Origin of the sequence: Mycolicibacterium aichiense, from assembly GCF_010726245.1 — a bacterium.
Classification (GTDB): domain Bacteria; phylum Actinomycetota; class Actinomycetes; order Mycobacteriales; family Mycobacteriaceae; genus Mycobacterium; species Mycobacterium aichiense.
Genome location: NZ_AP022561.1, coordinates 4,421,523 through 4,446,997, shown reverse-complemented (window position 1 = coordinate 4,446,997; position 25,475 = coordinate 4,421,523). Strand labels below are relative to the sequence as shown.

Genomic DNA, 25,475 nt, shown 5'->3' with positions numbered 1-25,475 from the left:
GTAGCAGATGCCAAGCTCGTGGTCGCATAGCGAGCGGTCGACCTCGTCGGGTCGAACCGCCACGATGAAGCCGGGAGGGTAGACGATGGGGGCGCGGAAAGCATCGCTGGCGCTCATGTCGGCAGCACAATCTCGGGGGCAATCACCGACATTCGGGACAGCCGGTTGACTCCGAGGATCTGCCACTCTTCGGCCAGGATCTCCAGCTTGCCGCTGGCGAGGTCCGTCCGGAGCTGGTACATGTACGAGCCGTCGGTCTCCGACATGTAGCCCTCGGGGTTACGCACAAGGCGCAGAACAGCATCAGCTTCGATGTCGATCAGATCGGCCTTGAACGTCTCGGACTCTTCGACCTTGGTGGCCAGGTCCGGAATGCGCCTCTTGATCATGCGCTCTACCTGCTCGAGTCGTCGCTCGATCAGGGCCATCACTTCGGGCTCAGGCTCCTTGGCCCACAGGACCACAACGTCGTTCGATGTTGCGTAGGACATGGGTGGCTCCTTAGTGGGGGACACCCCAGAGAGGGCCGGTTTTAGGCCGGCCCCCTCCGTTGGGTGTCAAGTTCCGATCAGGCGGGGACCTGGTCGGTCAGGCGAACGAACGCCTGGGGGTCGTTCACATGCAGGCCGTACTCAGCCTCGACACGGACTGCGACGAGGTTGTGCTGCCACAGCGACACGAAGTTCGGCTGCGTCGGCGTACCCAGGTTCAGGGTCGCCTGGTCGGTGACGTCGAAGGACAGACCGCCGACCTGGCCCCAGATGATCTGGGAGAAGTCGCCCTGGAAGCCCAGGATGCGGTAGTCGTCTTCGGTGCCAGCGCCACCCGGAACATCGATCGCGACGTGGTCGCTCAGGATGGTCGGGCGCGACACGATACGACCGCTGCGGAACGGGCTGGCCGCTTCGCCGTAGGTCGACTCGATGAACAGCGGACGACCGTTCTGGTCCTTCGCGCCGTTGAGGATCGGCTCGACCTTGTCGTCCAGAAGCGTGTGGGTCCACTTCTTGTCGTCGTCCACCAGGAGCTGCAGGCCCCGGACGGCCACCGCGTCGTACACGGTCTGGTCGTTGGCAGTGCCCTTGTCCACCAGCGAGACGGCCTTGGTCGTCTGGTTGATGAAGGTCGGGAACGGGCTGCCCGCACCGCTGATGGCGGCGGCGTCGAACTTGGTCGCGAACGCGGTGCCCACCTTGGTACGCATGGTGCCCAGGTAGTTGGCGGGGTTCGCACGGACGGTTTCCGCAGACGCCACGAAGATCGTCGCGATCTTGTGGGGAGCGATGGTCTGGGAAGTCATGTCGCCCTTGGTGATCGGCTTCATGTCGCCTTCACCGATCCACTCAGCGGTCACGTCGCCGGTCCAGTGGGGGATCTTCTGACCCGTGGTGCCCATCGGCACCTGCTGAGCGAACTGCTGAACGATCGAGCGCTTCTCAGCCTCGGCGAAGTAGTCCTTCGCCATCTCGGGCTCGAGGTAGCCCTTGAACATGGTGTCGCCGGTCTGGGCGATCTGAGAGTGGTCGACCTCGAAGTCCTTGCCTGCGGCCATTGTTGGCCCTTTCTGTTAGGAGTGAAATTACTTGCGGGAGAAGGGATTACTTGTTGATGAGTTCCATCATCGCGTTGAGAATCCCGTCGCCGTTGAGCGCGAGAGGCGGCTTGCCACCCTTGCCCTGGGATGGGTCGAATGCAGGACTGGTGGTCTTGAATCCACCGGCCAGCTCGAAGGCAGACTTCGCGGACTCAGTGATCGAGTCCTTGTCTTCGCCCTTGAGGATGGAGGTGAACGCGAGAACCTTGTCGCTGGGGACCTTCAGCGAGAGAGCGGTCTGGAGCTTCTCCAGCTCGATCCACGCGTTGCCCAGCTCGTTCTGCAGTTCGGTGTAGGCGACGTCGCGTGCTGCCAGCTCGGCCGCGTGAGCCTCGTTGGCTGCCTTCACGGCTGCCTCGACCGCAGCGTTCTTGTCGGTGCGGTGCTTGGCGGCTTCCTGGCGAAGCTCCTTGACGTACGCCTCGTCGTAGACCTTGGGCGTCGGCTCCAGCGGCTTGTCGGTGGCCTCCGGGGCCGGGGTGCCTGCGGGAGTTTCTGCTGCGGCTTCGGACATTAGTTTTGCCTCCTGGGCATGGTTATGAACCCGCCTGGGGTTCAATGGATTACGCCGCGTAGGCGTAGGATGGGATGGAGATCTCGCCGCGAGCTAGGCGGCGACGGAGCGCGTTCTGCGTCTCCTTGTTCAGGTTGTTGGAGCGGGCCTCGCCCGAAGCGATGAGCTTCCGGGCTTCCTTGGTGGCATCGATCCAGAGCTGTTCGGCTCTTTCCTGCGCGGCCTTGCCAGGCCAGTTCGCCACGTCGAAGACCGGGAACGCGAGGCAGTCGCACCCTGCGTGCCACTCCTCGATGTACTCCTCGGTCTCTGCGCGGAACTTCTCGAGATCGAAGTTCGCCTCTCGGTAGAGGTCGAGCACGGTCTCGTCATCGAGAGCTATCCCTGCGGTGCTGGCCTGGGTGTACTCCGGGCCGCGAGAGATGAGCATCAGGCACCAGGCGCATGTTTCGCGACCAGTAGCCACCCTCGCCCAGCCCTGCACGATCTGTGGGGCTGGGTCATTCTTGACAGCGCCGATGATCTGTCGGCGTCCTGCCATTTCCACTTCGCGAACCGTTGTCAGGACTGTCCGGGTTACAGCACTCTGGGGAGAGTCGGCCTGCGACATACCCTTTCGTGCTGGCTCCATGTTCCTGACGAACCACTTCCACTCCAGCTCGCTCAGGAACCTCTCGTTCCTGGGAAGTCCGGGGTGGTGCTGTTCGCGCTGGAAGTCGTAGAAGTCCCGGCCCAGGGCGGCAGCTTCCGCATACCGCCGCTGGACCTCGGGGAACAGAATCTGCAAGAGGCTCAACCACTCTCCTGGGGAGAGGGCCGGCCCGGTGAAGAGTCCTGCAAACTTCCGAACGTAGCTAGCTAGCCCTGCAGTGATCCCGGCCTGCGCCGTCTGATACTGCTCAGGGTTCACGCGGTCTCCTTGTCGTCCTTCGAAACGACCTTGGCGTCAACCGGTTTGGCTTCCAGACCGTTGGGTCCTGTCTTGCCCTGGACGCCGGTATCGCCGCCGTCCTCGGAGTACATGGTGCCCATGAGGCCCAGGCCCATAGCCGCTTCCTGCTCGTCCCAGACGCGCATCTCTTCGCGCTCCTTGGGGGAGTAGCCCATGTCGATTCGAGCCCGCTCACGCGGGATGACTCCCTGGCCGTTGCCGTAGAGCTTGGCCGCTGCGTCGGCCTTGGCCGCGTACGTCGGAGTCGACGGGTCGCGCCAGACCGTCTCCATGCGGAGCATGTCCGGGGGAACCTCACCGCCGTGAACCATCCTGTACGCCAGGCGCATTGCCTCTTCCAGAGCGCCGCCGAAGATCATGTTCTTCCGCTCGACCTTCTTGATGAGCCGGTTCTCCGTCGCCCGGATGGCGTCGGCAGAGGGAGGATTCTCCGAGGAGGTGCTGAGGTACTGCGGGGGAAGCCCTGTGTACGAGGCGACCTGCTTGGCGATCGAATCGAGGGCCAGCGTGAAGTTCGCCAGCTCGGCAGCCGAGAACTGCTGGATCTTGCCGTCGCCGTCCTCGAACGCGAGGATGCGGGCGATGTAGGCGTCGAACAGGGTCTGGCCGGTGATCGGGTCCACGCCGATCTCTTCAGGCTTCACACCGAAGATCAGCCGCTGCGGAACACCCATCAGCTCGGCGGTCGCCTGCATCAGCATCAGGATCCGACCGGCTGCGTCGGTCATCGACCGAAGCTCCGGGGTGATCTCGCTGGTGCCGTACAGATCCGAGAGCCGGGTCCGGTTCGGCAGGGGTACCACCGGGACGGCCTGTAGACCGTGGGTGACCTGGAACCAGGGCTGCCACTCGTTGTCGGCCTTGAACCACCCGAAGGTGTCGTTCAGGGTGTAGAGCGTGGCTGCCTGGATCTCATTGCCCTCCTCGTCGTAAGCGACTCGAATGGCCTGGGAGACCTTGCCCACGCGGGGATCGATCTTGGCGTACATGCGTGTCGGAGGCTCGATCCGGATGAGCGGGATCTTGGGATCCCATCCGAGGTCGATCTGCGGGTCTGGCATGGACAGCGTGATGTACGAGCGTCCGTGGACGTAGGCGTCGGTGTAGCCAAGTGGGGCCTCGATGTCGAGGTTGTTGGCTTGCCACCAGTCCCACAGCTCCTCGTCGGCCTCGTCAGCGCCGCCGATGCGGAACCCCTCGACCGACTGCCGCTCCGCGATGGAGTCGACGTACAGGCGCGGGTAGCCAACGTGGGCGAGCAGCGACTGCATCTCACGCGGGACCGTGACGCCGATGGCCTCGGGCCGGCGCTCTGCTTCGTAGTAGCTGGTGTTGGTCTTGAGGTCCTTGGCGTGGTCCTCGAAGGCCGAGATCATCTCGTCTCGGGCATCTTCGGGATTGACGACCTCTTCCTGTCCGGGCAGCGGGGCTGTCATCGGACGGCCACCACCCGGCCACTGCGGGCCTTCTTACTCATCAGGTAGTCCTGTCTCGCCCCGAACGCGAGGACCGCGCAGACCGCAGCGTCGATCTTCTTGCTGGAGTCCTTCGTGGCCTTGCGAATCGAGATGGCGTCGTAGATTGTCGGATGGCGGTGTGCGTGCAAGATGTGCTGGCGCAGAACACCGTTGTTGTTGTGGAAGACCTCTCGCTCGAGCACAGCGTCGAGGAAGCGTTCGCAGTCGAACGCGAATCGCTTTGTCTGGCCGCGCATGTCGAATGCGATCGGATTGCCGGGGGAGGCGTTGACCTTGATCCGCTTCTTGAAGTCGCGGCCCCACTGGTCGACGTAGGCTTCGAACTCCTTGACATCGGCCCGGAACGCGACCACGTCGTATCGCTGGAACGCGGAGCGCACCGTGGCGTCCACGGCCTCTCGAGGTACTTCGCCGCCGTACTTCTCGGGATCCCAGACGTTGAGGACGAACAGCATCCCGTCATCGACCCGGCACGCCACCAGGGCGGTCCAGTCGTTGGATTTCGAGCCGTCGAACCCGAGCGTGATCTTCTGCCGGGGCTGTAGTGCGAACACCGGATCGGTGAGCGCGAGCCGGTCCCACTCTCTCGGTGAGATCCACGCGTCTTCCGCAGCGTCGACCTGGTTTAGGAACTTGCGCCGAGACTCCGTGGGGGAGTTCTTCGGGTTCAGGATCGACTTGAGGATGTCCTCGATCGGCAGCCACGTTGAGTCGCCTCGGGCGATCAGCAGGCCCTGCCGTAGACGCTCCACGCCGGCCGCATAGCCTTCGGGATCGTCCTTCCAGAACGGGATCTCGGGCTGGCCGATCGGAGTGTCTGCTGGGGCCTCCAGCGCGTCGTACATCAGGCCGACGTCGAGGATCTCGCCGGAAGCGATGTCCTCCCAGGCCCGATACGACAGCTCGGCTACCGTGTCCTTGCCGGGGATGTGGGCGTTGCAAATCGACAGCGTGCGAGCGCCGTCGACCTTGGTCATGTTGCCTTCGATGACGTCTGCCATCGCGTGGCCGTCGTTGACCTTGCCGTCCGGACCCTCGCCCCACCACTGCGTCTCGTTCTGAACGACGAACGTCGGGCGGTTACCCTCCATCGACGCGGGGCTTGAGGTCGCTGCTTCTATGCGTCCTGCGCCGCCGTCGCTGTAGATGATGAAGCGGTTGATGTCGAGGTTGTAGTCGGACTTGAGCTTGGCCGAGATCATCGACGGGAACAGCGAGAAGGTGTTCTTCGTCTGGTCCTGGCTGACCGCCGCCACCGTGATCCACGGGGAGTTGCGGCGCTTGCCGACCGGAGTGCCGTCGGCGTCGAAGTGTGAGAAGGCTACTGGGCCACAGAGTTCCGCGAGGCAAATCGCGGCGGTGAAGGGGTCCTTGCCCCAACCCTTCATGCGTCGGATGACGCCTTCGCGGTAGATGTACTGGCCGTTGTCATCTACGGCGTACCACCAGAGGACCAGCCGTACCTGCTCGTCGGTGGGGAGGAACATGTTCTCGTTGACCGGGACACCGGCCTCGGACAGTTCGATCAGCAGGCGCAGCCGCGCCGGATCATCGTGCCCGCCAGGAGTATTGACGTACTCCGACATCCAGGCGAGGACACCCCACCCGAGAGTCTTCTCGGGGAGGTGCCAGTTGCCATCAGCCGTCTTCTGCCAAGACGGCCCGATGATGTGAGGGGGAGACGGGGCAAGCTCCGGATGGTGGTTGTTGAGGCTCACCCCGCCTCCTTTCTAGGTCATCGGTCGTAGGGAGCTAGGTAGGGGTCTTGGTTGACCGCCGCCTGGCTGTACGCCGTCGGGAACTGGTTGAGGATCTGGCTGGCCAGCGGGCCGAAGACCGGCACGTTGCCGACCGCCCCGGCGATCACCTGTCGGATCTGCTCAACGTCGCTGTTGCTCTGCGCCTGCTTGACGAGCGCGTCCTGAACGCCCTGAGCGACCCGCTCAGCGGCAGACTTGCTGTCCCGGTTGGGAGTTCCGAAGACAACGCCTCCGGAGGTCAGACCGGCACCGAGGGCACCCATCCACTCACCGAAGGTCAGAACCGAGAGGTCCGGACCGTGAGCGGCCAGTGCGGCGGCTCCGAGAGTGGCTGTGATGACGGCCATTACGGCCTTGGCGATGGTGGGGATGGAGTACTTCATCTGGTTCCGTTCGGTGGGTAGGCGGCGATGTACGCCTCGAGTAGGGCCTTGTCGTCACGCTCGATGGAGGCGACGATGTTCTGATAGACCCGGACTGTGACCGGGTCGGTCTTCACGCCCAGGCCGCGAGCGGCCAGCACGATTCGGTGCAGCTCACCGAGATCGCCTGCGCGAGCACGCCGTTCAGCGTGGATCGGGTGGAGCATGCCGTCGAGGTTGTGTACCTTCTGGTGCAGCATCCAGATCGCGCCCTCTCCGGGCGTGGCCAGGTCGCTGGTCGATGGGGTCTTGTTGAACCAGCAGGCGTGCAGCTCCCGGATCATCTTCTGGATCTCTGGATCAGCCAATTCGTCGTCGTCTTCCTGTGAGATGAGCACCAAGAGCAGGTCGCCCATCGTGTTCGCGAGGTTGTATCGGGTCTGCCTGTCGGACAGGCCGTTGTAGCCGCCGTTGATGGCGTACGTGACCCCGTTGAGGTCGCGTGCGTCCGACATTGCGTTGATCTGCGGGCGGGACACCGTCCAGTACCAAGCCGCTCCGACGCCAGCCCACTCGAGGTCGGCCAGAGCGCGGTAGTTCACGACGAAGTAGTCCGGAGTCGGCACCAGCCCTCGGTCGTAGCACCACTTCGAGAACGCCCGGTAGTTGTAGTCCCAGGTGATCTGGATCCACGTCCGACCGATGTACGGCGCGTAGCGCCCGTTCTTGGCGATCTCCTCGGTGTAGACGAACCCACCTGACTCGTGGCCGATCTGGGCCAGCCACATCGCGATGCGAGGGGCGTTGGTGCAGTCAGCCTGCTTCAGGCCAGCGCTGACGGCTGGCAGGATCTCCTTGGCGCGAGCCATCGAGAGGCCGGTGGCCTTCGAGAGCACCCAGACCGGATCGGTACCGGCCGGCGTCGGCGTGTCACCGCGCCTGAACGTCGAGAAGCCGTCGGGCCGGATCTTGCGGAGGATGAAGTCTCCGACACGCGGGTTGTTCCAGGTGCCGTAGCCCATCTGGAAGTGCATCTCATCGATCGGGTCGGTCCAGTCGCCGCCCCAGTAGATGATCTCCTCATAGAACGCGAGAAGCTCGCGGAGAGTTGCCATCTGGGCGGGAGTGAACGTGCCGCGCTTGCGGAACGGGTGGGTGTTCCACCGGAGGTCCATCGCCGTACCGTTGAGGTGGTTCGACGTGGAGACAGAGTTCGTCGGGGTGTAGCAGCAGCAGTCAGCGTTGTACAGCGGCTCGATGTAGGCGTGGTAGTCCGCTGCGAAGGCGCGCATGACCGCGAGCGGCCAGCCCTTGAGGAACTGCATCGAAACGCCAGGTGCCCCAGGGATTTCCGACCACTGGAGCATGTCCTGTCCGACCCACGGTGGCCGCCAGCCGTTCTCGGAGTCGGGGCGGGCCATCAGACCCCCAGGAGCTTGGCGAGCACCTTCAGAGCCAGGTCATCGACCTTGCCGGGGATGTGCTTCGACACCTCGTCCAGCAGCTCAGGGTGCTTGCGGAGGTAGCTGACGGCGAACTTCAGAGCGAGCGCGAGCAGCTTGCCTTGCAGCGTGGTCATGGGCATTCCTTTCGTTGGGTGTCAAGGTGGTTCCCCATCAAGGATTCGAACCTCAACCTCTCGGTCCAGAGCCGAGCGTCCTGCCAGTTGGACTAACGGGGAAAGACCCAGCCCTACAAGAGAACTGGGTGGATGCACGCTCGCCAGGAGTCGAACCTGGAACCGGCGGCTTTGGAGACCGCTGCTCTACCAATTGAGCTACGAACGCTTGCGGGGGCTCCTCCCAGAAGGCAGGAGCCGCCCGATTGTCTTACAGCGCCACAACGGAAATGCGGCGGTTCAGGAACCGGGAGCCGACGTTGTAGGTCCGGTACTTCATCTTGAATGTCGTTGTGCCAGGGTTCAACCCGGTCAGCAGGAACGTCGCACCTACAGCGCCGAGCAGTGAGCCTCCGGTGATCTCCGGACGCTGCATGATCGCGTATGAGTCGTCTGCAGCCTTGGAGTTGGCTCCGGACATCGCGAAGCTCACGAAGCCTGCGTACCCGTTGCCAGATCCGAAGATGTGGCTGTACAGGCTGACCATGACCGATCCGCTTGCGCCTACCGTCACAGACACTGAGTCTGTGGTGGTGCCAAGGTCTGCGTAGGAGGTCGAGGTCAAGCCCTCTTCAGTGGCTACGAACGCTTCCGCAGCTTGCCCGACGGATCCGGCCGGCCCCTGCGGGCCTTGGGGTCCTTGGTCACCCTTCGGCCCCTGAGGGCCGGTAGCTCCGGTATCACCCTTAACGCCTTGTGGCCCTTGGGATCCCGTGTCACCCTTCGGTCCTTGTAGGCCGGTATCGCCCTTTGGTCCGGTTGCACCTGTAGCTCCTGGGTCACCTTTCGGACCCTGAATGCCTTGTGTCCCTTGGGGTCCGGTGTCGCCCTTCAGGCCCTGCGGCCCTTGAGCACCCGTGTCCCCCTTGTCGCCCTTGGCACCTTGAGGACCGGTGTCACCCTTAACGCCTTGCGGACCTTGGATGCCTTGCGGACCCTGAGGTCCGACGAACGGGACACCCATGCCGTTGGCTGGGAAGCTGGTTGCATCACGGAAGTAGAGCTTGCCGTCGGCCTGGACGATGAACGCCTGGCCGGGTAGCGCGTTGGATGGCAGGTTGGCGTAGGTGGCCACCGTACCCTCGATGTCGAGGCTGAGGCCCGCCTCACCTTGGATACCCTGCAGACCGCGAACACCTTGTGGACCCTGGTCACCCTTCGGCCCCTGAATACCCTGGGGGCCTTGGTCACCTTTCGGTCCGGTAGCGCCGGTCGGACCGACATCACCCTTCGGGCCTTGGAGGCCCTGCACGCCCTGGGGGCCAGTGTCGCCCTTATCACCCTTGGCTCCGGTAGCTCCGGTGGCTCCAGTGTCTCCCTTGGGGCCTTGCGGCCCGGTGGGTCCTGTCTGTCCTTGGGGTCCGGTGAGACCGGTCGGCCCCTGCGGGCCGGTATCTCCGCGAACACCCTGGATGCCTTGTGCTCCTTGGGGGCCGATCGGACCTTGCGGTCCTTGTGGACCTCGCGGGCCGACGGGACCAGCCACTGGGAGCACGCGGTCGAGAGGCTTCTCCAGCGTGCCGACGACGGTACCTTCGGGCTTGCCGACGTAGGAGACGGCTGGAACACCCTGCGGGGGAATGCCTTTCAGTCTCACTGCTGCACCGTCACATTCCCTCGGGTGACCGGGAAGCCTCCGCGTGGCTCACCTTCCGGGAGGAAGACGAGCTGCCACGGCGTGCGGTTGCCGATGGTGTCGACCTCTTCGCTCTCTACCTTGAGAGTGGCTCGAGAACCCTCGATGTCGAAGTCCCACAGGGTCGTTGCACGTCGACCGAGGTCGATGTACTCAGTGCGGATCTCCGGAGTGACCGGGGTAGCGGTGATGTCGTTGGTGAGCGCCGATGCGTTGCCGACGAGCAGCGGGTGCGGTCGGTTGCCCGCCTTGTTGATGAACTCCACGGTGTACCGGTGGTTCCAGTACTGGTCGACCGCCACCGACTCCACCGCGCCGGCCAGGAGCGTCTGGTTCTCGAAGAACTGCTTGAGCATCCCGCCGTTGAAGAGCACGTCGAACGTGACCAGGTCCACCTCGGTGTAACCCTTGAGCGACCGGCAGATGATGGTGAACTCCGTGTTGCTCTTGATGTCGAACTCAAGCTCGATCGGGAGCTTGTTGTCGAACATCTCGAAGAACTGCATCACCTTCTGGGTCAGCGTGTCCATCATCCGACCGTCGAGGACGGAGCGGCGACCGTTCTGGATCGTCCGGGTGTCGAAGCGGGTCAGCAGGTTTCCGGTGAGACCGCCGCCGAAGAAGTCGTTGGCGTCCTGCTTGTACGCGTGGACGGTGATCAGGTCGACGTCCCGAGCGGCCAGGAGGCCGGTGTACTCGATGTCGAAGTTGGTGCCCACACCTCCGGTGACCTTCGTGACCACGATGTTGCCCTTGCCGAGCTGGGGGAGTTCCTCGAGCGCGGCCTGGATCGTCGGGGCGTCTGCCTCGAATCGGATCGGGTCGGTGTCGTTGGCGCGGTAGGACAGGATCATGCGGCCTTCACCGAGCTGCTGCCCGAGCCAGCCGAGCAGGTTGGTGACGTTCAGCCGCTGCTTCTCGTTCTGGCTGTGGCCGGTCAGCTTGACGTTCAGGTGCCAGACCGGATTCAGGCCGGTGCGGGAGACCTTGACGTTGCCCGCGCCGATGGCCGGGATGTTCTCGAGCGCGGAGCGCACGTCGACCGTCAGGTCGTACGGGGACTGGTCCGCGTTGTAGAAGTCGATCGGCTCGGACTCAGCGCCGTCGTAGCTGAAGGTGTAGATGCCGTCTTCGGCCCCGAGGATCTCGACCTGCTGCACGCAGTTGTGCTCTCCACCGGTCTCCAGCTCGAAGAACAGGTCTCCGGGCGGGAAGGGAGTCGGATTGCCTTGAGCGTCAATATTGTCGAAGGCCCAGGTGAAGTCGCGGCCCTTGGTGACGACCAGGCTTTCCTTGTCAAGCTCGATGCCGATGGTGGCCATGCTGTCCTTTCGAGGTGGGGAAGACGTGTGTCAACCCCGAAGGGGGGAGCGCCGGAGCGGCGGCGCTCAGAACCCCCTCCGGGGGACGATCACTCTCCCTTCGCAGCGTTGGCGGCTGCGAGTCGCTGCTTGAGCACGTCGGTGACGTCGAGGACTTTCCCACCGGTCGGGGCGGTGGAGGCGCGCTCAACTTCGAGCCGCACACGTCGTCGGTCACCTTCGGTCAACAGCAGCGCGGAGAGCATCTGATTGATTGCGGTGAGTTTCATCGCACCGATGGTTTTCTTGTATCGGTTGCCGTTCTTGTCAACGGCCCACCCAACAAGTTCCTCATTCAGCGCGAGCAATGCGAGCTTTGCGTAAGTCCAGTCGGTCGGCTCGTAATACTTCACGGCTGCCGATTTCTTGATGGACTCGTAAATCTCGATGACCAATGGATGGGTCTCGCCATCGCACGACACGTCACCGAGTTCCGGAATTTCGACCGGGCCGATCATCGAGATCGTGTCGGTCTCGGTGTCCTTCTTGTTCCGGCGCACCAATTCTTCGTCGCGTTTACCGATAGGGCCTCGAGTGCCCACAATTGACCTCCTGGGTCTGAATGCGGGCTCCTGGCCCGATTATCGTCGCCCAGGGTGTCGTTCTTGCGGTCGTTTCCTCCGGGCCTTGAGTTCCCGACGGCGATTTACGCCTTCGGTGGATGATTTCTTGCCGTGACAAATACGGCAGAGCGATTGCAGGTTGTCGAAAGAGTGGTCGTCACCCGGCTTAACGTGGTCGACGTCGGTCGCGGCGCGAACACAGCCCGGACCTTTCACCTGGCAGAGCCAGCGGTCGTGCCTCAGTCGCGGGAGGCGGTACTTCAGCTCCCAGTCGGGCGGCAGTCGCTGCCGGCGGGTAGAGCTGTACCAGCTCACGGTTGCGTTACCCCTTAATAGAAGCCGCGCTCCAGGCGCGGCTAGAAGATCCGGCGATTGCCGGATCAGAGAATGACCGGCCATCAAGGCCGGTCTTGAATCGGAGCCGCTTGGTGCGGCTCCTCTAAGAGGATCCGAGCCTTAAGCGAGGATCTTTCCCCTCCTTAAGGTTCCCCTCTCTTTTTCCCCTACATATGTATATGCCTGTAATTTGCGAGATCTGGGCCTACGTGTGACGCACTTCACCTTGACAGCCAACGCGCTGTGTGCCGCTCTGTCGATTCGGGGGTATAACCCCCCTGGTGGGGGTGTGTTTGTCCGTCAGCGAGGCCCACAGCCTCGCGGAGGTGCCTTCTAGCTCGCTCCCTTCGACTTCATCGACTTGGAAACCCGTACACGATGGCTCACCCGCATAACCGACCGGTCGAGATAGGCGGGGGAAGGGGTACCCCCCTGGGGTACCTGACCTGCAGCGGAGCAGCAAAAGCCCAGGCCGGCACGCCTAGCCCAGCCCAGGCCAGCAAAGCCCAGGCCGCACACCCAGCACACCCCACTAGCTGCACATACCCCACCCCAGGCATCCCCCACTAGCAACCCGGCATACCCCCCACCCTGCAGGGGGTAGGCAGGCCACCCAGCACCCAGGGCAGGCCACCCACACCCAGCACCCAGGGCACTGGGCACGGCATCCGCACTGCATTCGCCGCAGCTCACAGGCCAGATTGCAATTCGGACTTGACACCCAACGGTGCGACGTGGTTAGCTCATGTCGTTCGGTCAGCACGACGGACAAGGCGCAAGTCGCCGGTGGAGCGGGGGAGATCCGCTTCGGTACAGGACATTCGTCCCAGGGCCTGCGAGAATCGCTCGACTTGACTCCCAACGGACCGCATGGTACGGTGAGAATCACAAGTTCACAGCGGGATCTACAGGGTGGGCCTTTCCAGCGGCCTAATGAGCGCACAGCGTTATAGCGAACAGCCCGAACTTGACTCCCAACGACGAACCTGATAGAGTGAGAATCACGCAAGACGGACTGACCAACCTGCAAAGTCCGGTTCCCTTTGGGACCGGGAGGTCTGCGGCCAGAATTGGCCTAAGAAAGAGCACGCGGCGAGCGTGACTGAGAGAGGGCTCTCAGTTGGTCGCGGAGCAATAAATAGTGGCGCGGCATGACGGACCTTGGTCCTGATTGTCGGTGATGGCCAGAATCGGGCGGAGGTACCCGAGGATCTAGGGTTCGCACATCACCAGCTTTCCCCCGAACCGTAATCGGGTCGGTCGACCGAGCTTTGTTGAGGCGGTCGGACGTGAGTTCCGTAATTACCATCGGCGCAAGGGATAAAGCGATTGGCTGATTCGACTGAGTTCGGCATCTGTGCTCTCAGGTTTGATTCCTGAGGAACGGTCAAGGGCAGGCACTGGCGGCATAGCGCGAGGGTTCGACTCCCTCTCTGCCCACTCATCAACTTGACACCCAACGACAGGACTAGACATGATCGCTGAGCATCGCGAGGTCCGTGTGACCCGTCGCAAGAGCATCGTCACCCCGTTCGCAGCTCCCGAGCTGTCGCCGGTTCGCACCGTAGACATCGAGCTCGACAAGGGCATCCCCGGATGGACCGACAAGGACGTGCTGGTCGAAGAGATCAACCGGCCAGGTAACCACAAGCCCGTCAAGCTCGCGAAGCAACAGCTCGAAGAGATGACCATGGGCACCGTGCTCCGCAAGCCTCGCGTCAAGCGTCGCTGAACTTGACTCCCAACGGAAGGATAGGCATGAACGTCACCAAGGTCTACATCGCAGGCATCGGCTGGGTCGCCTCGCGAGGCAACAGCGTCTACCGGGTCTCGGGCAAATGAGCAGGAGACTGCCGGCCTCTGATCCCCGCGTCGTCGGAGGTACCTACTTCAGCGGCTACTGGCGCATGGAGTACGTCGTCCTCGAGATGGACACCGTCGGAGATCTGACGTGGTTCACCGTCGGGTGGCAAGACGACCGCATCACCACGCACTGCACCGCTTGGGATCCCAGGCGTGACCGAGTCATCTCCCAACCCTCACCTTGACACCCAACGAAGGGACCATCATGGCTACCGCACTGCAGCTTTCACACGATGAGGTTCTGCGCCTCCGAGCAGGCGTGACGCTTCGCACCGTCACCAAGCGGATCATGGACGTCTACCGCGTAGCGTCCGACGCCGACATCCTGGCCGGGAAGGGATGGTACGACGAGGCGCGACGTGTCGCCCGTGAGCTTGCCGAAGAGGCAGGTATCAGCGTCACCGCTGCGGCGGCTGTCATCGCACACCTGAGTCCTCGTTGCCCGTGGGAACGCAACATCTCGATGGCTCAAGAGTTGGTCCGGACCGGGACCACCAAGGGGCTGTACGGCAACATCGCCAAGGCACGGCTGGCCATGATCGTGGACGATCCGTGGTCGACCTTCGGTGATGGTCCGAAGACGAAAGCGTTCGCGGCCAACATCATCGGTGACGACCACGCGGTGACCGTAGACGTGTGGGCCTCTCGCATCGCCGGGATCAACGAGCAGCAGCTCGGCCGCGTCGGGGTCTATGAAGCTGTCGCCCATGCCTATCGGCTCGCGGCGAAGCGAGTAGGCATCACCCCTGCAGAGATGCAGGCCATCACCTGGGTCGTAGTTCGCGGCTCTGCCAACTGACCAACTTGACACCCAACGAGAGGTAGACATGAAGCACGCTGCGCCCATCATCACCACCATCGCCGGAGCTATCGGGTCGTTCGGCCTGGTGTTCGGCCTGGGGAGCCTGTACATCGCCAGCTCGGACGCTGAGCCACCGATGGTCAACCTGACCGAGCTTCGGACGGTCGACGGCTACGACTACCCGGTCTGCTCTGAAGAGGATTGCTCGGATCAGCCTGGGCAAGTGGGGATTTGGTGCTCCAAGCGGAGCGGTAACTGCTACCTGGAGCTGGGCGAAGAGGCCACGTTCCTGATCAACGACGACACCGTCACCACGAACTGAGAGGCACCGAACCATGACCGCGATGCTCACACGTACCGAGTACGTCACCATGACCCTCGAAGAGGTGTCGCAGCTCCGGGCAGGAGATGTCGACGCGTACGGAGGCAATGATTCGGTCTCTGTCGCTGACAGCGGCCCGCACTTGGCCGAGTACTACGAGACAACGCCTCGATACAACTACCGGGGCGGCGTGTGCGGCATGTTCTGGGACAAGGTCCAAGAGGTCGTAGACATCCTGCTCGTCTCCCATGAGTGGCCGTTCGAGCCTCTGACTGTCGGGGGCGACACCCTCTACGACGGACACCACCGAGCCAACGCCGCGATCATCGCGAACTGGGACAAGCCAATTCCAGTCGAGCCGTGGTGAGCCGTGGACCTCGATCTCATGCTCGGAGCACGTAAGGCACGCCGGCTCCAGCGATCCTCATGGACAGCTCCTCGCCAGACCAACAACCAACCAGCACCGAAGGATTCGAAGAAATGACCAGCCCCAGCACCACCACACGTCCGCTCAACGAGATCGCCATCGAGATCAGCCGGGTGTGGAAGAAACCGTACTTCGGTGCGGCTCCCTACATCGAAGCGATGAAGTCCCTTCGAGGTGTGGGTGACAGCTACGGGTTCGATGACGCCCGATCGATCGTCCTGTACTTCCTGTCCAACGCCGGGACGTGGCGCGGCGAGGATGCCCGTCGGATCAAGGCCGAGCTGAAAGCGATGGTGAAGTGATGCTGACCCTCACGGTCCAGAAGTACGGCAGCACCAAGAAAGCCACGGCCAAGGCCAACGCTCCGCGCATCCTGACCGACCACCTCGAAGCGGCTACGCGCCGCGCTGGTGATCGGTTCGAGATGTCAGCACACATCCTGTCGGCTGACTCGAAGCTACCGTTCGGTCAGATCTTCCGTGACGGCAAACCCGTTGCAAGTTGGGGGATCTCGTGACCATCACGACCTCGGTCAACCAAGCCAAGGATGATCTAGACGTCGCGCTGGGGGAGGCCAGGAGACTAGATCTGCTCCTGCCTCCGCTGCTCTCAGATCTCCAGCGGTACGTCGGATCCGACAACGAGCTGGCAGTCATCGCCCACGCCGTGGACACGATCCACGCCAAGCTCCGCAAGGTTCGGGCGTCTCTGTAGCTACGTCCTCAACTTGACACCCAACGGAGGTGAGACGTGGACAACGTCATCGGTCGCTGCCAGCACTGCAACGTCCAGATCTTCGAAAACCCAGACGCAGACCCGGCTTTGGACGCTATGGCGCACCTCTGCTGGAAGTGCGTAAAGCCTTGGAAGGCAGAGCAATGAGCAAGCCCCGGATCCTCGACCTGTACTGCTGCGCTGGTGGCGCTGGGATGGGTTACCACCGAGCAGGTTTCGAGGTGGTAGGCGTCGACATCGAACAGCGGGACAACTACCCGTTCGAGTTCCATCGCGGAGATGCGATCGAGTTCCTCAAGGAGCATGGTCACGAGTTCGACGCGGTTCACGCGAGCCCGCCATGCCAGAGGTATAGCGCGCTCACCACGGGAACACACAGCTACCGGGAGAACAACTTCCCGGACCTGCTGCCGCCAACGCGTGAAGCGTTGGACGCGGTCGGCAAGCCGTACATCATCGAGAACGTCGTCGGCGCACCGATCCGTGCGGACCTGAAGCTGTGCGGCCTGATGTTCGGACTGCGGGTGTTCCGTCATCGGCTCTTCGAGGTGTCAGGCTTCTGGGCACCGCAGCCAGATCACCCGTCCCACAAGGGACATCGTGTCGCCGGATGGCGGCACGGCGTCAAGTACGAAGGCGACATGGTCGCGGTGTACGGCCACGGAGGCGGCAAGGGATCGCTGCAGGAGTGGCAAGACGCGATGGGGATCCACTGGACGAGCGTCCGCAAGGAGATCGCCGAAGCCATCCCACCAGCCTTCACCGAGTACATCGGCCATCAGCTCATGGCCCAGCTCCGAGAGGAGGCATGGGTTTGAGCGATGAACTGATCGAACTGCTGAACAAGTACCGCAAGCTCGCCAACGACCTGCACGACGAGGAGAACTAGCCATGACCGCCACCCTGACCAGACCCGCAACCATGACGCAAGCTATGGCACACCAGATCACAGTCGGCTTGATCCGGGAGCACGGTCTGGTCGGGTGGAAAGTCAAGCTGGACAACGCCCGTCGGCGGGCCGGCCTGTGCGATCACACGAACAAAGTGATCAGCCTGTCCAAACATCTGATGGCTATCCGTTCCTACGAGGACACGATGATGACCATCACCCACGAACTGGCCCACGCGCTGGTCGGCCCGAGGCACGGCCACGACGCGGTGTGGGCGGCTAAGCACCGATCGCTCGGCGGCAACGGAAAGCGTTGCTTCCAGCTCGAAGAGGTAGACCGTACGGCTCCGTGGCTCGGAACGTGCGACCACGGAAAGCAATTCGCAAGATACCGGCAGCCCAAGAGGCTCGACGGATGGCGCTGCCGATGCACGGCAGGAGCCTCGCCGGTCGTCTGGAAGAGGAATCGATGATCCAACGTATCTGGGCCACAACACTGTTCATCCTCGGCCTGATGATCTTCGCGGCGGCGGTAGCCATCGCGTACTCCGGTGAAGCTCACGCCGATGTGTCGGCGCGGTGTTATGCACACCTGGCCGAGATACCGGCCAGCCAGAAAACTACGGCAGCGGGGGACCGTAGGTATCACTTGGAGCACGGCGAGTTCTCGCCCTGCACCGAGCAGGATGCCAACGATGGCCGGGAGGCGGCGGTGTCGAGGGGTCCTGCCGCCTCCCACGACGACGACAAGCGCAAGGACGACGACAAGAAGTCCCGCTACTGCCGGAAGCATTGGTACTGCTGATGAAGTTCAAGGTCAGGTGCCAGTGCGGCACGGTGCTGAAGGCCGAGAAGCGCAAGCTCTTCGGCATCGCTGTGCGAGTCCATGAAGTCCAGAACGGCCACGCCGTGCAGATCAAGGAGCTGTGAAATGCCGCTATACAAAACGACTTTGACCATCGAGAACTTCGAAGACCTCGACCAGATCGCGGATGCTCACGCAACAGGAGCGTTCACCAACCGCGACCGCTACGAGGGCCACCCGGAGATGCAGAACAACTGCAACGTGGTCTGGGCAGCCAAGGCCCTGCAGACGTACGTCAACGTCGTCGGTCGGGACACGATCGAGACATCGGTCTCCGACCTCCTCGGAGATCTGATGCACCTGTGCGATGCGGCCGGCCTCGACTTCGATGAGCTGGTGAACAAGGCCGAGTACGACTACGGCGCGGAAGTGGAGGATCTGCAGTGAAGATGCGAATCGAGTTCGACACGGACAACGCAGCCTTCGAGGACGACTTCAGCCTGCAGGTCCACGAAATCCTCGACGAGATCAGTCAGCAGGTAGTCGGCGGCTGGCGCTCCGGGACCATCAAGGACTGGAACGGGGCGACCGTCGGCCAGTGGACACACGAGGAGGCATGACATGTACGTGGACGACGTAGACGACCTGGACGAGCTGCACGATCTGCTTGCTGAGGCCCATGACCGGCTCCTGGCCAATCCGGGGAATGAGCAGGCTCAGTGGGACATCGAGGACATCGAAAACCGCCTTGAGCAGGTAAAAACCGAAGACGTGGTACAAGCCACCGGCTGCGAGGAGATCTAAACATAGGGGCACTTACTAGTTGCTAGGACGTCATAGCTTCGGTTATGTTCGTAAGGTGTTGCCAGCATGTTAGTGAGGTGTTCTCAGCGCGTTGCCAGGTTCTGGTGGTAACGAATCCGCGTCGGGGGACGAAACACCTCATATACCCGATAAGGCGAGAAATGACTTGACAGTCAACTACTATGCTCCTTGACATGGAGCTACAACTGAAATCCTTACTCATGGAGGGAAACATGAGCGGCAAAATCACCAAGCAGCCCGGACAGCGAGCTGCGCTCACACTCTCAGACATTGAGAGTCTTCGCAGGAAGGGGTACAACCAGAGCCAAATCGCAGACATGTACGGCGTATCGCGCCAAGCTGTCTCGTGGCACAAGCACACCTACGGAGGTTCGTTGACACCCCGTCAGATCGTCAACAAGGCGTGGCCTTGGAAGACGACAAACCTCCATGGCAAGGCAGTGGCGTACCAGCGCCTGCGTGACCACGGCGAGTTCATGGCTAACGGATTCAAGGATATGAGCGACGAAAAGAAACGTCGCTTGGTTCGCTGGTGGGAGTTCTTGCGGGACAACGACGTTGTCCTCGAGTTCGACCCCAACCTGCCTCCGGAGCCTGGAGTAGCTCCGCACGGAGGCTTCGCGTACCGACCCCGGAAGTTGTCAGACGACGACCTCATAATCAGGGCCAACGAGTACACGAATCTGACCGAGGAAGGCGACATGATCTGGTGCTGGCCACCAGACGATGTCTTCGATCATCACAGATAAGAGAAGGCCCGACGCTGTGCGGGGGGGCCGGAAACAGGATACGAAAAGTGCCACTGACACGCCTAGTAGAAGCATTCCCCGGAGCCCGACATACCGACGTAGAAACGATCGTGGACAGACCGAGGTGGCTTTTCGCTCAGCGTTGTGAGGCGTGGATGGAGGACACACCTGAACTGGCGGTGACCTTGCTCCTCGTCTATCGAAGCTCCTTGGTGAGGAGCACCAAACCGATCTATCAGCCTGTGCAGGATCTCATCCTCGGAGCCGACTGCATGGATGTGTTGGGGGAAGGGGAGTTTGAAGACGAAACCATGATGAACAACCGGGGGCTGTTCTCCGTCTTCAGGCTCTACAGCGCGAGCGTGGTCGACCCCGCACCGTGGTCGCTGCCCTGTCTCCAGACGATCATCAAGACGCACATCTACGGAGAGTTGGTCAGATGAGCAAGACATCGCTGCCGCTGCGGAGCGTCAGCCAGTTGAACCAGTACACCCGCTGCCCGATGTCGTACAAGCTGGCCCGCATCGACAAGGTGTGGGCGAGGCCGGCCGCGTGGCTGCCTCAGGGCACCGCGTTCCACACGGTCGCGGAGGTCATCGAGAAGGCCCGCATGGAGGGCCGAGACGTGACCCTCGAACGGGCAGAAGAGATCTTCCGCGAGGAGTACGCCAAGGACATCGGAGCGTTGTGCGACGAGACCCCGAACTTCGAGTGGTGGTTCTGGTCCGGGCCGTACAACGGAGAGGCCGACATCGAGCGCCGGTTCCACATCGGGCTCGAGCAGATCAACAAGTTCATGGCGTGGCGTGAGACCCAGGGCCAGGAGATCTGGATGACTCCCGAGATCCGCGATCGTCGCTGCATCGTCGGTGACGACGAGGCTGGGCAGGAGCACCACGTCGCTGACTGTGACTGCAAGCCAAGTAAGCCCGCGATCGAGCTGTCGTTCAGCATCGAGCTGGAGTTCCCACCCGAGCTGGGTGCGATCACAGGGACCTATGAGGCCGACGGCATCACCGTGGAGTTCACGGTCGACGGCATCCGGGTCCGAGGATTCATCGACGCGATCGTTGTGGTCGACGGGGAGTTGAGGGTCCGTGACTACAAGACCGGGAACAAGCCGGGAGACGACTTCCAGCTTGGCGTCTACGCGCTCGCTGTAGCGATGATGTTCGGCATCGAGGCCCCCAAGAAGGGGGACTACTTCATGGCCGGTAAGAAGGGCAAGAAGCCGGTCATAACGGAGCCGTACGACCTCACTGAGTGGACGCGGGAGAAGATCACCGCGAGGTTTCACGAGATCGAGGAGAAGATCCAGGCCGGGGATTTCCCGGCTGATCCGGAGCCCGACAAGTGCGGTTTTTGCGACGTGAACTATTCCTGCCCCGTTTTCCAGTAGTTCAGCTTGACACCCAACGGGGTGTGTTACGTCACAGCTCGGCCCGGTCTCGAAAAATTACACGCATATACATAGGCAGGAAGAAAATGAGCCGGAACGAACTGCTGGCGACGACGACACCCAACGGGGTGGCGATCTTCAAGGAACACGTCGGGTACGTGATCCCAGGCAAGGAGTACACCTGGGTGGAGCTTGGCCCACGACCAGATATGCCTCCGTGGCACGCACAGGCGCAGCCAGCGCGCTACCCGTTCCCGGACCACGACGCGGCGCTCAAGTTCGCACGAGCTGAGAGTGAGACCAGCCCTGGCCGGGACGTGGTGATCGCTTACCCGGACGGTCGGCGCTGGGACGGGAAGGCGTGGGTCGCGTGAGGGACATCCAACCTGGGATGAACGTGGAGAAGCAGCGGCGAAAGCTGACTGTCCTCCATGACGAGGCACCGCCGTGGCACCGCGCCTACATCCGCACACTGATCGACGCGTTCGACACCGAGGTAGCCGCAGGCCGGCCGACCCCGGCCAGGGCGTTCATCCCGATGTATCACGAGGAGTTTGGTCTGTGACCAGCTTGACACCCAACGAGAGGAACCGATGACCCCGCGAGACTGGGATCCCAACCACCCGATGCTCCGGAGCCCGCTGGCTCCGCACGAGACGGCAGGCGTGCTGCGGGTACACCGCGCAGGCTTCAAGGGTCCGGACATCCTGAAGCTGCTGAAGATGCGAGCCACCCGGTTGTCTCGGGAGCTGGAGCGCGCCATCAGCGCGGAGCAGGAGGCAGCTCACCAGGGCCGCAAGATCCACGACGCCAAGATCCCCCAGGGGACGGTGTGACGGCCACCGAGCAGCTCAAGAAGGATCTCACCCAGATCATCAAGGGCTGGGAGGACCGGCTCGGGGGGAAGCGCCACCAGACCATCGACCTCCGAGATGCGTTGTACGACTACATCATCGAGACCTACGGGCCTCCGTTCTGATGGAGTGGATCGGGGCGTTCGCCATCTACATCGCCGTTGTCGTGGCCCTCGCGGTCACCTGGCCATGAAAGGAGATTCGTGTACACACCACGGCAGTCGCTCTACATTCGCGGCACTGCCGGTGATCCGCTACCCCAGGTCTGGGATGCGCTCGCAGCCAAGGGAACTGTGTTCCGGAGGGGCCAGCTCGTCCTCGTCTGCGCCGGCCCAGGCACGGGCAAGTCGGCGCTGATCCTGGCCTACGCCATCAAGGCGAAGGTGCCCACGCTGTACTTCAGCGCGGACTCCGATGCGTTCACCCAGTTGACGCGATCGGTCCAGGTTCTCACCGGCTGGGATACCGAGCACGCGAACCGAGCGGTACGCAACGAGGACATCGGTGATGTCGCAGCGCAGCTTGACGAGCTGCCAATTCGGTTCAACTACAAGGCATCCCCGTCGCTCGACGTGATCGAGGACTCGTTGCAGGCGTATGACGCTCTCTACGAGGACTTTCCGGCTCTGATCGTTGTGGACAACATCACCAACGTCCGCACCGAGTCAGGGGACGGTGATGACCCGTTCTCGGGCCTGGAGGCTCTGATGGATTACCTCCACGAGATGGGCCGGGAGACCGGCTCGTGCGTCATCGGACTGCACCACGTCACCGGTCAGCACAACGACGGCAACAAGCCAATCCCGTTGTCTGGCATCAAGGGACAGATCGGGCGCGTGCCCGAGATGGTCCTGACCTTGCACCGCTTGTCGGACGGCTACGGCTCCGACCAGCTCAACGTCTCCACGGTCAAGAACCGAGGGGGGAAGTCTGACGCGTCGGGCCAAGACTTCGCCTCGCTGGAGTTCGTTGGCGAGACCATGCAGATCACCGATTTCTGACCAGCTTGACACCCAACAGGAGAACCATGAAGAAGATCATCGCTTCCACCATCGCTGCCGTCGCGCTCGGCCTGAGCGTCGTCGGCTGTTCGTCGGACGCGGATGTCGCGTCGGAGAACCTCAGCAAGGCCGCTGACAACTTCGAGATCAACCGTCGCATCGTGTTTTTCAACGGCATCACCGACAAGTACCTGCTCGAGATCCAGGGCCGGTGCTCGATCAACCCGGACACCGGGGCCAAGAAGCTCGACGTGACGTGCAAGACCAAGGACGGCATGAAGAAGCACTTCCTCGGCCTGAGCGACAACGTCTCCTACTTCGTGGAGCAGGTCGACGGAGCACACGTCAGCACCGACTTCTACCAGGTCAACTTCAAGCCGCAGGCGATCCTTCCGGACATCGAACTGCGCTGATCTTGGTGGGGAGGGTAATAGGCCGTTCTGGGCAATAGGCACGCCGTACCCCGGTGCGCGAGCTGCCCTCCCCATCACCCAACCTTGACACCCAACGAGAGGAAAACATGACCACCCCGAACGCTATGCCGAAGAAGCTCAACCCGATCCACCAGCAGATCCTGGGGGATCTGATCAAAACCAAGCCGGTCTCGTGGACCCACAAGTCCCTCGACCCGGAGAGCCCGGATCCCAAGAAGCCCAACGTCATCAAGACCAAGGTCGTCGGTATCGAGCTGGCCAACGGTCTGGCCCGGAACGTCTCCGAGGAGAACGTCGACCGCCTCGCGAAGAGGTGGGTTGCGTGAGCACCGGGGAGGTCATCCACCTCCTCGAACTGGCGCTGATCATCTTCCTGGTCATCAGCGGCTGGATGCGCGGCCCTGAGGGTCCGCAGGGACCACATGGACCACAGGGACCGATGGGCTACATCGGCGAGAAGGGCGAACCCGGAGAATGCAGATGCAACACACCACGATAGTTCTGGACGACGGCTTCCGGGTCGGAGTATCCGAGGTCGGTTCCGGCCCAATGACTCTGGTGTTCCTCCACGGTCTCACCGTGAGCGCACCGGCCTACTCCGAGCTGTTCGAGCAGCTCGCGGGTAAGGGAATGCGGGTCATCGGTCTGGACGCGGCCAACCACGGTCGCAGCAGCTCGTTGCCCTGGGGCCACACGATGGCCGACATGGCCGACATCACCGTCCGGGCGCTGGACGCTCTGGGAATCGAGCGGGCGATCTTCGCCGGTCACTCGATGGGCGGCGGCTTGGTCGCTGAGGTTGCGGCGCGTAACCCGCACCGCGTGCTCGGGGCGGTCCTGATGGACGCTGCTACGGGCCAGGAGCACCACGATTCGATCTGTGTGGGCAACTACCTCACGTTCGGTATTCGGGCGGCACAGAAGCTCTCAGCGGCTGTGCTGGATGTCGTGGGTGATGCCGCAGACGCGATCCGCGTGCGTGACGCTGGTGAGCGGGCCAGCCTCGTAGGCACTCTGCGCGGCTCGGTATCAGGTCTTCGTTGCGTCAAGGCTGCCTACGCGCTGATGCGGGCCAACACGGTACCGCTGCTGACGGCGATGAACCGCCACGGTGTACGGACGGCAGTGCTCCACGGCCTGCACGACCAGATCGTCCCGTACGAGGCCGGCGTGAGCACGGCTCGGCTCACCGACGGGGTGTTCTACGCGGTGGACGGATTCCACTCGTGGATGCTGGTGGACCCAGCCCTGGCCGCTGATCTGATCAGCTTGGCGCTGCTCGACCTGTTCCCCCGGCGCTACATCATGGGGGCGAGCTGAGTGGCTCGAAAAGCCACCAAGCCGAAAGAGAGGGTATGCGTTGACTGCGTCACCGAGGGAATCACGTCCAAACGCAAGGCACCTCACCCCGGACCCCGCTGTGCTACGCATCATCGGGCAAAGAAACGAGAGCGCAGTTCAGGCTCATGGGCGGCGAGAATACTTGCGACGTACGGTATTACCGCTGACGAGTACTGGGAGATCTACGAGTTCCAAGGCGGTCGGTGCTACATCTGCCAGCGATCCACTGGCAAGATTAAGCGCCTCAGTGTCGACCATGACCACAAGACTGGAATCATCCGGGGTCTTCTCTGCACCATGTGCAACAAGTACACCCTCGGATGGGCTCGGGACTGCATCGAGTTCTTCAAGCGGGCCATCGCATACCTGACGAGCCCACCGGCTGTCCAGGTCATCGGGGAGCGCATCGCGCCGATCGAAGCAGACAAGCTCAGGAGTCAACCTTGACACCCAACGGAATCGCAGCGGCCATCCTCCGGTACTACCCGGACTGGGATCCTCCCGAGGATCGCAGCGAGTGGAACAAGTGCCTGTGCCCGTTCCACGGGGAAGAACACCCCTCTGCCGCAGTGAGTTACGACAACCAGGGCTTCAACTGCATGGCCTGCGGGGTGCGCGGAGACGCGATCTCGATCATCCGACACGAAGAGGAGGTGAGTTTTGCAGAGGCTAAGCGAATCGCAGAGAGCCTATCTGTGGGAGGCAACCACCCAGTACCGAAAAAGCCTGCCCGGAAGTCCAGCCGACGAGTATTTGGCGAGTCGGGGCGTGGCTCGAGTTCCCCAGTTCGGTCTGGGGTTCGTGGCAGATCCACTCCCTGGACATGAGATGTACCGAGGCTGCCTCTCGATCCCG

At 62.5% G+C, this 25,475-nt stretch carries 42 protein-coding genes and 2 tRNA genes; 29 read left to right on the top strand and 15 right to left on the bottom strand.

The window, feature by feature from the left end; translation table 11 throughout:
* Window positions 1–113: 113 nt before the first annotated feature.
* The 15 genes from G6N32_RS21335 to G6N32_RS21270 all read right to left on the bottom strand — a co-directional run bounded on the left by G6N32_RS21335 (window position 114) and on the right by G6N32_RS21270 (window position 12,237).
* A complete protein-coding gene (locus tag G6N32_RS21335) occupies window positions 114–491 on the bottom strand; it encodes a Gp19/Gp15/Gp42 family protein (RefSeq protein ID WP_115321745.1) in 378 nt (125 codons plus the stop codon).
* 77 nt (window positions 492–568) lie between these two features.
* Complete coding sequence (locus tag G6N32_RS21330) at window positions 569–1,552, bottom strand: phage major capsid protein (protein WP_115321744.1); 984 nt, start codon at window positions 1,550–1,552, stop codon at window positions 569–571.
* A 46-nt stretch (window positions 1,553–1,598) separates the two neighbouring features.
* Complete coding sequence (locus tag G6N32_RS21325) at window positions 1,599–2,108, bottom strand: head assembly protein (RefSeq protein ID WP_115321743.1); 510 nt, start codon at window positions 2,106–2,108, stop codon at window positions 1,599–1,601.
* Window positions 2,109–2,157: 49 nt separating this feature from the next.
* Complete coding sequence (locus G6N32_RS21320) at window positions 2,158–3,018, bottom strand: VG15 protein (protein ID WP_115321742.1); 861 nt, start codon at window positions 3,016–3,018, stop codon at window positions 2,158–2,160.
* On the bottom strand, window positions 3,015–4,496 hold the full coding sequence (locus G6N32_RS21315; RefSeq protein WP_115321741.1) for a phage portal protein: 1,482 nt from the start codon (window positions 4,494–4,496) through the stop codon (window positions 3,015–3,017). The genes G6N32_RS21320 and G6N32_RS21315 overlap by 4 nt, the downstream gene beginning before the upstream one ends.
* Entirely contained in the window at window positions 4,493–6,256 is a 1,764-nt protein-coding gene (locus G6N32_RS21310; protein ID WP_115321740.1) for a terminase large subunit domain-containing protein, read from the bottom strand. Before G6N32_RS21310 ends, G6N32_RS21315 begins: the two co-directional genes overlap by 4 nt.
* Before the next feature lie 17 nt (window positions 6,257–6,273).
* Window positions 6,274–6,681 carry a phage holin family protein gene (locus tag G6N32_RS21305; RefSeq protein WP_115321739.1) on the bottom strand — a complete coding sequence of 136 codons (408 nt, stop codon included), beginning with the start codon at window positions 6,679–6,681 and terminating at the stop codon, window positions 6,274–6,276.
* Complete coding sequence (locus G6N32_RS21300) at window positions 6,678–8,081, bottom strand: M15 family metallopeptidase (RefSeq protein ID WP_115321738.1); 1,404 nt, start codon at window positions 8,079–8,081, stop codon at window positions 6,678–6,680. Before G6N32_RS21300 ends, G6N32_RS21305 begins: the two co-directional genes overlap by 4 nt.
* Complete coding sequence (locus G6N32_RS28495) at window positions 8,081–8,239, bottom strand: hypothetical protein (protein ID WP_170310605.1); 159 nt, start codon at window positions 8,237–8,239, stop codon at window positions 8,081–8,083. Before G6N32_RS28495 ends, G6N32_RS21300 begins: the two co-directional genes overlap by 1 nt.
* Window positions 8,240–8,266: 27 nt before the next feature.
* Window positions 8,267–8,341 (bottom strand) — tRNA-Gln (locus G6N32_RS21295).
* A 33-nt stretch (window positions 8,342–8,374) separates the two neighbouring features.
* A tRNA-Trp gene (locus G6N32_RS21290) sits at window positions 8,375–8,447 on the bottom strand.
* A gap of 42 nt (window positions 8,448–8,489) precedes the next feature.
* A complete protein-coding gene (locus tag G6N32_RS28955) occupies window positions 8,490–8,792 on the bottom strand; it encodes a hypothetical protein (RefSeq protein WP_218565267.1) in 303 nt (100 codons plus the stop codon).
* A gap of 1,079 nt (window positions 8,793–9,871) precedes the next feature.
* Entirely contained in the window at window positions 9,872–11,236 is a 1,365-nt protein-coding gene (locus tag G6N32_RS21280) for an LtfC-like domain-containing protein (RefSeq protein WP_115321735.1), read from the bottom strand.
* Between the two features lie 89 nt (window positions 11,237–11,325).
* Window positions 11,326–11,817, bottom strand: a complete 492-nt coding sequence (locus tag G6N32_RS21275; protein ID WP_115321734.1) for a phage terminase small subunit — start codon at window positions 11,815–11,817, stop codon at window positions 11,326–11,328.
* Between the two features lie 39 nt (window positions 11,818–11,856).
* A complete protein-coding gene (locus tag G6N32_RS21270; RefSeq protein WP_197935775.1) occupies window positions 11,857–12,237 on the bottom strand; it encodes an HNH endonuclease in 381 nt (126 codons plus the stop codon).
* 1,411 nt (window positions 12,238–13,648) lie between these two features.
* Between G6N32_RS21270 and G6N32_RS21265 the strand changes: the two genes are divergently transcribed.
* The 29 genes from G6N32_RS21265 (at window position 13,649) to G6N32_RS29305 (ending at window position 25,447) form a co-directional block, all read left to right on the top strand.
* A complete protein-coding gene (locus G6N32_RS21265; protein WP_115321732.1) occupies window positions 13,649–13,906 on the top strand; it encodes a hypothetical protein in 258 nt (85 codons plus the stop codon).
* Between the two features lie 106 nt (window positions 13,907–14,012).
* Complete coding sequence (locus G6N32_RS21260) at window positions 14,013–14,222, top strand: hypothetical protein (RefSeq protein WP_115321731.1); 210 nt, start codon at window positions 14,013–14,015, stop codon at window positions 14,220–14,222.
* Window positions 14,223–14,242: 20 nt separating this feature from the next.
* Complete coding sequence (locus tag G6N32_RS21255; RefSeq protein ID WP_115321730.1) at window positions 14,243–14,836, top strand: DUF7178 family protein; 594 nt, start codon at window positions 14,243–14,245, stop codon at window positions 14,834–14,836.
* A gap of 28 nt (window positions 14,837–14,864) precedes the next feature.
* Window positions 14,865–15,161 (top strand): hypothetical protein, encoded by a 297-nt coding sequence (locus G6N32_RS28660; RefSeq protein WP_197935765.1) that lies wholly within the window; start codon window positions 14,865–14,867, stop codon window positions 15,159–15,161.
* A gap of 22 nt (window positions 15,162–15,183) precedes the next feature.
* A complete protein-coding gene (locus G6N32_RS21245; protein WP_232077231.1) occupies window positions 15,184–15,528 on the top strand; it encodes a hypothetical protein in 345 nt (114 codons plus the stop codon).
* Between the two features lie 113 nt (window positions 15,529–15,641).
* Window positions 15,642–15,890, top strand: coding sequence for a hypothetical protein (locus G6N32_RS21240; RefSeq protein WP_115321728.1), 249 nt, complete (start codon window positions 15,642–15,644; stop codon window positions 15,888–15,890).
* Entirely contained in the window at window positions 15,890–16,105 is a 216-nt protein-coding gene (locus tag G6N32_RS21235; protein ID WP_115321727.1) for a GAF domain-containing protein, read from the top strand. Before G6N32_RS21240 ends, G6N32_RS21235 begins: the two co-directional genes overlap by 1 nt.
* Window positions 16,102–16,302, top strand: coding sequence for a hypothetical protein (locus G6N32_RS21230; RefSeq protein ID WP_115321726.1), 201 nt, complete (start codon window positions 16,102–16,104; stop codon window positions 16,300–16,302). Before G6N32_RS21235 ends, G6N32_RS21230 begins: the two co-directional genes overlap by 4 nt.
* A gap of 164 nt (window positions 16,303–16,466) precedes the next feature.
* Window positions 16,467–17,141: a DNA cytosine methyltransferase gene (locus tag G6N32_RS21225; RefSeq protein WP_115321725.1), complete on the top strand. Its 675-nt coding sequence runs from the start codon at window positions 16,467–16,469 to the stop codon at window positions 17,139–17,141.
* A gap of 73 nt (window positions 17,142–17,214) precedes the next feature.
* Entirely contained in the window at window positions 17,215–17,685 is a 471-nt protein-coding gene (locus G6N32_RS21220; protein ID WP_115321724.1) for a SprT-like domain-containing protein, read from the top strand.
* Window positions 17,682–18,017 carry a DUF7199 family protein gene (locus tag G6N32_RS21215; protein WP_115321723.1) on the top strand — a complete coding sequence of 112 codons (336 nt, stop codon included), beginning with the start codon at window positions 17,682–17,684 and terminating at the stop codon, window positions 18,015–18,017. The genes G6N32_RS21220 and G6N32_RS21215 overlap by 4 nt, the downstream gene beginning before the upstream one ends.
* On the top strand, window positions 18,017–18,142 hold the full coding sequence (locus G6N32_RS29175) for a hypothetical protein (RefSeq protein WP_264028604.1): 126 nt from the start codon (window positions 18,017–18,019) through the stop codon (window positions 18,140–18,142). The genes G6N32_RS21215 and G6N32_RS29175 overlap by 1 nt, the downstream gene beginning before the upstream one ends.
* Before the next feature lies 1 nt (window position 18,143).
* Window positions 18,144–18,464 (top strand): hypothetical protein, encoded by a 321-nt coding sequence (locus G6N32_RS21210; protein ID WP_115321722.1) that lies wholly within the window; start codon window positions 18,144–18,146, stop codon window positions 18,462–18,464.
* Window positions 18,461–18,637 (top strand): hypothetical protein, encoded by a 177-nt coding sequence (locus G6N32_RS21205; RefSeq protein ID WP_163789377.1) that lies wholly within the window; start codon window positions 18,461–18,463, stop codon window positions 18,635–18,637. Before G6N32_RS21210 ends, G6N32_RS21205 begins: the two co-directional genes overlap by 4 nt.
* Before the next feature lies 1 nt (window position 18,638).
* Entirely contained in the window at window positions 18,639–18,821 is a 183-nt protein-coding gene (locus G6N32_RS21200; RefSeq protein WP_115321721.1) for a hypothetical protein, read from the top strand.
* 194 nt (window positions 18,822–19,015) lie between these two features.
* A complete protein-coding gene (locus G6N32_RS21195) occupies window positions 19,016–19,591 on the top strand; it encodes a hypothetical protein (protein ID WP_232077229.1) in 576 nt (191 codons plus the stop codon).
* Between the two features lie 155 nt (window positions 19,592–19,746).
* Window positions 19,747–20,034 carry a hypothetical protein gene (locus G6N32_RS21190; RefSeq protein WP_163789375.1) on the top strand — a complete coding sequence of 96 codons (288 nt, stop codon included), beginning with the start codon at window positions 19,747–19,749 and terminating at the stop codon, window positions 20,032–20,034.
* Window positions 20,031–20,990: a RecB family exonuclease gene (locus G6N32_RS21185; RefSeq protein ID WP_115321719.1), complete on the top strand. Its 960-nt coding sequence runs from the start codon at window positions 20,031–20,033 to the stop codon at window positions 20,988–20,990. The genes G6N32_RS21190 and G6N32_RS21185 overlap by 4 nt, the downstream gene beginning before the upstream one ends.
* 86 nt (window positions 20,991–21,076) lie before the next feature.
* Window positions 21,077–21,364, top strand: a complete 288-nt coding sequence (locus tag G6N32_RS21180; protein ID WP_197935763.1) for a hypothetical protein — start codon at window positions 21,077–21,079, stop codon at window positions 21,362–21,364.
* Window positions 21,361–21,555 carry a hypothetical protein gene (locus G6N32_RS21175; RefSeq protein WP_115321718.1) on the top strand — a complete coding sequence of 65 codons (195 nt, stop codon included), beginning with the start codon at window positions 21,361–21,363 and terminating at the stop codon, window positions 21,553–21,555. Before G6N32_RS21180 ends, G6N32_RS21175 begins: the two co-directional genes overlap by 4 nt.
* A 28-nt stretch (window positions 21,556–21,583) precedes the next feature.
* Entirely contained in the window at window positions 21,584–21,826 is a 243-nt protein-coding gene (locus G6N32_RS21170) for a hypothetical protein (protein WP_115321717.1), read from the top strand.
* Window positions 21,823–21,969: a hypothetical protein gene (locus tag G6N32_RS21165; protein WP_163789373.1), complete on the top strand. Its 147-nt coding sequence runs from the start codon at window positions 21,823–21,825 to the stop codon at window positions 21,967–21,969. Before G6N32_RS21170 ends, G6N32_RS21165 begins: the two co-directional genes overlap by 4 nt.
* A gap of 78 nt (window positions 21,970–22,047) precedes the next feature.
* Window positions 22,048–22,845: a DnaB-like helicase C-terminal domain-containing protein gene (locus G6N32_RS21160; RefSeq protein WP_115321716.1), complete on the top strand. Its 798-nt coding sequence runs from the start codon at window positions 22,048–22,050 to the stop codon at window positions 22,843–22,845.
* 26 nt (window positions 22,846–22,871) lie between these two features.
* On the top strand, window positions 22,872–23,258 hold the full coding sequence (locus G6N32_RS21155; protein ID WP_115321715.1) for a beta-sandwich lipoprotein: 387 nt from the start codon (window positions 22,872–22,874) through the stop codon (window positions 23,256–23,258).
* A gap of 107 nt (window positions 23,259–23,365) precedes the next feature.
* Entirely contained in the window at window positions 23,366–23,605 is a 240-nt protein-coding gene (locus G6N32_RS21150; RefSeq protein WP_115321714.1) for a hypothetical protein, read from the top strand.
* On the top strand, window positions 23,602–23,778 hold the full coding sequence (locus G6N32_RS21145; protein WP_163789371.1) for a hypothetical protein: 177 nt from the start codon (window positions 23,602–23,604) through the stop codon (window positions 23,776–23,778). The genes G6N32_RS21150 and G6N32_RS21145 overlap by 4 nt, the downstream gene beginning before the upstream one ends.
* Window positions 23,754–24,599 (top strand): alpha/beta fold hydrolase, encoded by an 846-nt coding sequence (locus G6N32_RS21140; protein WP_419538669.1) that lies wholly within the window; start codon window positions 23,754–23,756, stop codon window positions 24,597–24,599. Before G6N32_RS21145 ends, G6N32_RS21140 begins: the two co-directional genes overlap by 25 nt.
* On the top strand, window positions 24,600–25,067 hold the full coding sequence (locus G6N32_RS21135; RefSeq protein ID WP_115321713.1) for an endonuclease VII domain-containing protein: 468 nt from the start codon (window positions 24,600–24,602) through the stop codon (window positions 25,065–25,067). It abuts the gene before it with no gap.
* A gap of 122 nt (window positions 25,068–25,189) precedes the next feature.
* On the top strand, window positions 25,190–25,447 hold the full coding sequence (locus tag G6N32_RS29305) for a hypothetical protein (protein WP_410432340.1): 258 nt from the start codon (window positions 25,190–25,192) through the stop codon (window positions 25,445–25,447).
* The last annotated feature ends 28 nt before the right edge of the window (window positions 25,448–25,475 follow it).